Origin of the sequence: Scytonema sp. PCC 10023 (genome assembly GCF_963920835.1) — a bacterium.
GTDB lineage: Bacteria > Cyanobacteriota > Cyanobacteriia > Cyanobacteriales > Nostocaceae > Kalymmatonema.
The window spans coordinates 1-6,372 of record NZ_CAWUDP010000202.1; the positions used below are offsets into that span (position 1 = coordinate 1).

Genomic DNA, 6,372 nt, shown 5'->3' on the forward strand with positions numbered 1-6,372 from the left:
CATCAAGTTTTTAGTTCATTTCTTCTACCGTTTCGCACCGCGAACTAGTCTAAACATGAATTGATACACTGAATTTTAGTGTACTACACTGACCCGCAATCCGCTGTACATCCTCGATTAAGCGAACGATGAGTAGAAATATCGACAAAAGTCTAATTAACATCACAAGCTTTATGCCTTAAATCTATATTTATAGGTAAGCTACTGGCTAAGCAGTTTCATGCTTATTTTTGTTCTCCAAACTCTGGCGGAAATTCTAGCCGGAGGAACTTCCCTCACTAGTACAGAACAGATTGACTTCAGCCATCCTGGCAATCGTAGAGATGATGGGGTGAGACCCATGATTAATTTGTACTTCTACGACATTCGTGAAAGTAAGCAGATACAGCACGCTGGTAGGCAAGTTGAACGCAAGGTTGCTCAAGGAAGTTTGCATCCTGCAAATGTATCTTGGTCTCCTAGCTGGTTTGATATGTCACTGGTGTTAACAGCTTGGGATCGCACGGCTTTAGGTGAGCATCTCCTTCTCAGTGAGGCGTTAAGCACGTTGCTACGCAATCGCTCCCTGCGAGAGGAGTTTTTAGTCCCCGAACTGCGTGGTCATGGCAATCTGCCTATGTTAGTTGCAGTAGAGCCATTAATAGAGATGGGTTCTTTGTGGAGTGCGTTGAGCATTCCTTTACGTCCAGCCTTGTATGTGACAGTGACAATACCCTTTGAGGCACAGAGTACTACAGTACCTTTCGTCTGGGAACGAATTTTTCGCATACAAAGCCAACAGCAAGCAGAGCAAACAAATAGTAGTGGTAGAGATAATATCAAGCGGGTAGCGATCGCGGGAATTGTCAAAAATGCAGTTTCACAAGAGCCGCTTGCTCAAATCAAAGTTAGCTTAATGGGAACTCACAAGTTAGCAATCACCAATCAAGAAGGGCTGTTTTTCTTTGAAGATCTAAATTTAGGCAGCTATATGATAGCACTAGATGGCAATGGTTACAGCCCTTTGAACTGCAATTTCTTAGTCGATAGCTCTACATTCACGTTCAAAGAAATCTCACTAGCTCCCAGTAACGGCAGAATAGAAGCGTCAATCGTCAGGAGTCAGGAGTAAAACAGCCTTCATATCTGGCGCGTGAAGCCTAGGTTGTGTACCTCACGCACAAACAAACTGCTGTAATAAGTATTTTCTTACTTTTGGATTAAAGACGTTCTTATTTGGAGAAAATGATTATGCCTAGACTTGATTACTTTGCTCCTGGTGTCTATGTTGAAGAAATTGATCGAGGTAGCCGACCGATAGAGGGTGTCAGCACGGCAGTTGCTGGATTTGTGGGTTTTACAGAAGATGTACGTGGTGGAGCTGAACTCTACAAGCCCATGTTAGTAACAAACTGGACGCAGTATTTAAACTACTTTGCCCGTCCACAGTCTAACGGCTTCACTGACTTCGACGCCTATTTACCTTTTGCAGTATATGGCTATTTTCTGAATGGAGGGGGTCGTTGCTGGATCACTAGCATTGGCACTCAATTACCCACAGCAGTAAGACCTACAACACCAGAACCTGCCACTTTACAAATTAGCGGTCGTGGAAATCGTCCGTCTCTGTTATTTACCCTGCGTCCCGAGCAAGCAGCAGGTGGATCGCTTAATGTAGTTATCAATGATAGTGGACCTCGCGCCCTTCCTGAAGGAACTGAAGGAGAACCACCTCCAAATACTGGTGAGTACTTCACTATCCAAATTTGTCGGGGAGAAGAAGTTCTCGAGCAATACGAAAACTTAACCATGGATCGCGATCCAGGTGCTCAAATAGCAACATATGCAGTTGCGGCATTACGAAATTCCATGTACGTCAACGTCACAGATGCATCCCGAAATGGGATGCCACTAACCAAACGTCCAGCTAACGGTCAATACGAACTAACAATTCCCATTGTTCCATCTTCCCCTGACAGGTTTTCACAAGATTTAGAAGGGGTACGTGACGACCGTACAGGCGTGCGTGGAATTTTTGAAATTGATGAAATCACCATGTTAGCCTGTCCCGATCTGATGCGGGCGTATGAAGCACAGGTGATTAACCTAGATCAAGTCCATGGTATTATGGAACTGATGGTAAGTATGTGTGAAGGATCTGCAAGTGGTGATATTCCCAATCCACCCAACCGCATGGTTCTACTTGATCCCCCAGCAGAAACCACCAAACCCCAACAAGTGGTGGAGTGGCTGCAAAGCTTCAACCGTCGTTCCATGTTTGCAGCACTTTATTATCCTTGGATTAAAGTAGCCAATCCACGCAACGGCGGGAGACCGATTCTAGTCCCTCCTTGCGGTCATATGATGGGTGTTTGGGGGCGTACCGACGAGACTCGAGGAGTTTATAAAGCACCTGCAAACGAAGTACCCAGAGGAGTCATTGGTCTGGCTTACGAGACTAATTTCCGCGAGCAAGAGCTTTTGAACCCACTTGGCATTAACTGCATTCGCAACTTCCCCAATCGAGGAATTCGTATCTGGGGAGCAAGAACTTTAGTTGAACCAGATAAAACTGAGTGGCGTTACATCAGCGTACGCAGATTAATTAGCTACATTGAAAAATCAATTGAATTGGGTACTCAATGGGTCGTTTTTGAACCTAACGATGAGTTTTTGTGGGCTAGGGTTATACGAGTCGTCAGTAATTTCTTAGAGCGTATTTGGCGTGAAGGTGCTCTATTTGGAGCTACACCTGAGCAAGCTTTTTATGTCAAATGTGATGAAGAACTCAATCCTCCAGAGACCAGACTTTTAGGAAGGTTGTACGTCGAAGTAGGCGTTTGCCCTGTACGCCCTGCTGAATTTGTCATCTTTCGACTCAGTCAGTGGAATGGTTTTGAAGGTGATGAAGGTGAGCCAGCAAGAAGGGCGTAGGCTGTGGGGAAAATTAGTGGGGGCTTGAACCACCCACTAATTTAAGACCCGTATGGTAAGCAATACGGTGAGTCAGTACTACGCAAGAAAGCACCCACTCGCCTAGTTTTGGTAAGTTACTAAATCGAAGCGAACCATACTGCTTTTTTTTGATTAGTTGTTCAATGTCTTCGTTTCACTTTTTCACAATTCTGATTTAAAGGAACCCAAACTATGACACAAGCAAAAGAATTTATCGCTAGTTTTAATTTCTATCTACAGATAGACGGTGTAGTGGACAAATTACCTATTAAATCATTTTCCACAGCACAAGTTGAAACAGAAGTTCCTGGGCAAATTATGGGCTGTGCTGCCAAAGGTAAACCTGTCTTTCAGGCGACTCCCACCGTTGTCAATAGTAATCCTATCGATCTAACAATTACAACCATGATCATGGATGGAGACAAGCAGTTTTTTGAGTGGTTTAAAAAGTGTATTGGACCTGATGGTGGTAGCAGGCAAGTGATGACAGAACGTAAAAGTGGTTCTGTATTTGCTCTTAAACAAGAAGGTGCAATTGGATTTCAATGTGATTTTACCAATGCCTTCCCCAAATCTTATCAACCAGGAGAGTTTGATGCTAGTTCAGGTGAGATGGCTACGGAACAGTGGACTCTAGTTTGTGAAAGCTTCAAACGTACAAAATAATATTATTTGATAGATTATTGGGCATTGAGCATAGGTTTGATTTCTTTTGCACTCTGCCCGATACCCAATATTAATAGAGAGTTGTAGACAATGGTAGCCACAATTGAATATCTCACTAGTAATAATTTTTTCGTAGAATTGACTTTGGACGGGTCAAAAGAGCCAGTTGATGGAACCTTTCTTGAATGTCAAGGATTTCAGTGTACACAGGATGTTATTGAAATTTGTGAAGTGACTGCTAACAAGTGGGGTAGTGCACAGAAAGGTCAGGTCGTCAAAACCAAGATTCCTGGTAACATTAACAGTGGCAATTTGACTTTACGCAGGTGTTTGAGCTACTCTCCAACATTTTGGAAGTGGTTTGAAGCTGTTTACGAAGGTAATTGGGCTAAACAAGCTAAAGATGCTTCCATAACTATCCTTTCTCAAGCAAAAAAACCACAAGCAAGATTTGAGTTAGCAGGAGCATGGCCTGCCAATTATAAAATTGGAGATGTGAATGCTCAGGGAACTGAAATGGCGATTGAGGAAGTAGAAGTTGCTTTTCAAAGTTTTAAGCGCACGAAGTAGTTAGCAAGCTATATGTTTCAAACAGAGTTTGAATTTACATTGCCAAAAGGCTATTTAGACGTTGACAAGAACCTCCACCGCAAAGGGGTAATGCGGCTAGCAACAGCTATGGATGAAATTATTCCCTTGCGCGATCCCCGTGTTGCATCTAACCCAGCCTATGCCACTATCATTATCTTGTCGCGAGTCATTACTCGTCTTGGAGCATTATCTGAAGTGTCTCCCATGATAGTGGAAAACTTTTTTGCTCAAGATGTGAATTACCTCCAAAATTTTTACCGTCAAATTAATGGTTTGGAGGACGAAATTATTGTATCGGAAGAAACTGCTAGTTCTTCTGTTTAACTGACTCGTTATCGAATAAAGTATTCTCTAATTTGCATTGACTTATGCGCCGTAAAGATACTCTTTGCACTGAATTTACCTTTACCTTACCTCGAGGTTTAATTGATGACCAAAACCGAGTGCATCGTCAGGGAGTGATGCGTTTGGCTACTGCAAAGGATGAAATTTTGGTGCATAAAGATCCAAAAGTTCAAGATAATTCAGCATACATTGGATTAGTCATGCTTTCACGAGTGATTACTCGATTGGGAAGTCTAACTTCAGTAGCCCCTGAATTATTGGAACACTTGCTCCTACGTGATATTGCTTTTCTTAGAGAATTTTACAACCGAGTTAACCAGCAAGGAAATGCACACATACCTACCCAATGTCCTCATTGCAACACTGATTTTTCTATGGAGCTAGAGCTATCGGGGGAGTCATAAGCTACCCCTCTGACAAACTATATGAGGAGGTAGCTTTCGTTGCTTACCACTTTCATTGGTCGCAAGATGATATTTTAAATTTAGAACACCAGACTCGTCAGCGTTGGGTAGCAGAAATTAATAAAGTTAATCAAAGAATACTATGAAATTAAAAGTTCTTAATTCACAAACACTAAGTGAATTTCAGGAACTTGACCTTTCCCTAATAATCAGAATGGAAGGAGAGTGCTTAATTGGTCGCTCACCTAATTCTGGGTTAGTTCTGGACAGTCCTGATGTCAGTAGACTGCATGGCAAGTTCTTTCTTCAAAATGGAAATTACTACTACTGCGATCTTGGCAGTAGAAACGGCTCTCTTGTTAACGGGAGGATAGCTGAGACAAACCAAAAATATGTCCTGAAACCAGGAGACGTTATCCGCCTCGGAGAGTTCGTTCTCATGTTAGAAGAAATAACTCCTCCTGACTTACCGGAAACAGTTGTTCGAGTCATAGATGCCACAGTACTTTCCAATAGTTTGCGAAACCAGCAAATTCCTCCTCTGCCAAAACAAGAGGAGAAAGTTCCGGAAGTCGCTGCTCAGGAAGTGCTTGGCTCAAAAACTCCAGATTCTCAACAAATCGGTCAACAAAACACTACTAAAGAACCAGCCCCCGAAGCTGTTGATCGGCAAGAAGCTGCACCAGTCAACTCAGAACTGACTTATGTTCAAATTGATGAACATACATTTATTCAGCCACAACAATCAGATTCCCAACAGATCGGTCAGTCTACTACTGAAGAACAAGCTCCCGAAGCTGTCGATCAGCAAGCTGCACCAGTCAGTTCAGAACTGACTTATGTTCAAATTGATGAACATACATTCATTCAGCCAGCACAGGTAGCTAACGAAATTTCTGAAAGTGTGATCGCAACACCTCAGTTAGAGACACAAGTTCCAGTAGTCGCAGATGATGTGTCCGAGCAAATCACTGCACAATTCCAACAACGCATCCAACCTACCCCTCAAGAACCATCTATCGAAGTCGTCGAGCAACAAGCTGCACCAACCAATGAAGTATCGGTTGATATTCAAAGAGATGATTATGTTCAAAGGGATGAACTTACATCTATTGAGCCATCGGAACAAGACAACCAAGTTCCAGAAAGTGCGAGCGCAACACCTCAGTTAGAGACACAAGTTCCAGTAGTGGCTGATGATGTCTCAGAGCAAATCACGCCAAATTCGCAACAACTCGAACAACCTGGTACTGAAGAACTAGCTGTAGAAGTCGTCGAGCAACAAGTTGCACCAACCAATGAAGCATCGATTGATGTTCAAAGGGATGAACTTACATCTATTGAGCGACCAGAACAAGACAACCAAGTTCCAGAAAATGCGAGCGCAACACCTCAGTTAGAGACACAAGTTCCAGTAGTCGCAGATGATGTG

8 protein-coding genes are annotated in these 6,372 nt (G+C 42.9%); all 8 read left to right on the forward strand.

The genetic code is table 11. From position 1 onward, the window contains the following. The first annotated feature begins 220 nt into the window (after positions 1–220). Positions 221–1,111 (forward strand): Pvc16 family protein, encoded by an 891-nt coding sequence (locus ACM0OZ_RS47285; RefSeq protein ID WP_414589895.1) that lies wholly within the window; start codon positions 221–223, stop codon positions 1,109–1,111. Between the two features lie 119 nt (positions 1,112–1,230). After that, a complete protein-coding gene (locus ACM0OZ_RS47290) occupies positions 1,231–2,913 on the forward strand; it encodes a phage tail sheath family protein (RefSeq protein ID WP_414589896.1) in 1,683 nt (560 codons plus the stop codon). Between the two features lie 213 nt (positions 2,914–3,126). After that, a complete protein-coding gene (locus ACM0OZ_RS47295) occupies positions 3,127–3,600 on the forward strand; it encodes a phage tail protein (protein ID WP_414589897.1) in 474 nt (157 codons plus the stop codon). A 90-nt stretch (positions 3,601–3,690) separates the two neighbouring features. Further along, positions 3,691–4,170, forward strand: a complete 480-nt coding sequence (locus ACM0OZ_RS47300) for a phage tail protein (protein WP_414589898.1) — start codon at positions 3,691–3,693, stop codon at positions 4,168–4,170. Positions 4,171–4,182: 12 nt separating this feature from the next. Continuing rightward, positions 4,183–4,515 carry a hypothetical protein gene (locus ACM0OZ_RS47305; RefSeq protein WP_414589899.1) on the forward strand — a complete coding sequence of 111 codons (333 nt, stop codon included), beginning with the start codon at positions 4,183–4,185 and terminating at the stop codon, positions 4,513–4,515. 44 nt (positions 4,516–4,559) lie between these two features. Continuing rightward, complete coding sequence (locus tag ACM0OZ_RS47310) at positions 4,560–4,940, forward strand: phage tail assembly protein (RefSeq protein ID WP_414589900.1); 381 nt, start codon at positions 4,560–4,562, stop codon at positions 4,938–4,940. Then, the gene (locus tag ACM0OZ_RS47315; protein ID WP_414589902.1) at positions 4,937–5,086 is read left to right on the forward strand and encodes a DUF6760 family protein; all 150 of its coding nucleotides are present in this window, start codon (positions 4,937–4,939) and stop codon (positions 5,084–5,086) included. Before ACM0OZ_RS47310 ends, ACM0OZ_RS47315 begins: the two co-directional genes overlap by 4 nt. Next, positions 5,083–6,372 (forward strand): FHA domain-containing protein (locus ACM0OZ_RS47320; RefSeq protein ID WP_414589901.1); only part of this gene is annotated, 1,290 nt, incomplete at its 3' end. The genes ACM0OZ_RS47315 and ACM0OZ_RS47320, both read left to right, overlap by 4 nt.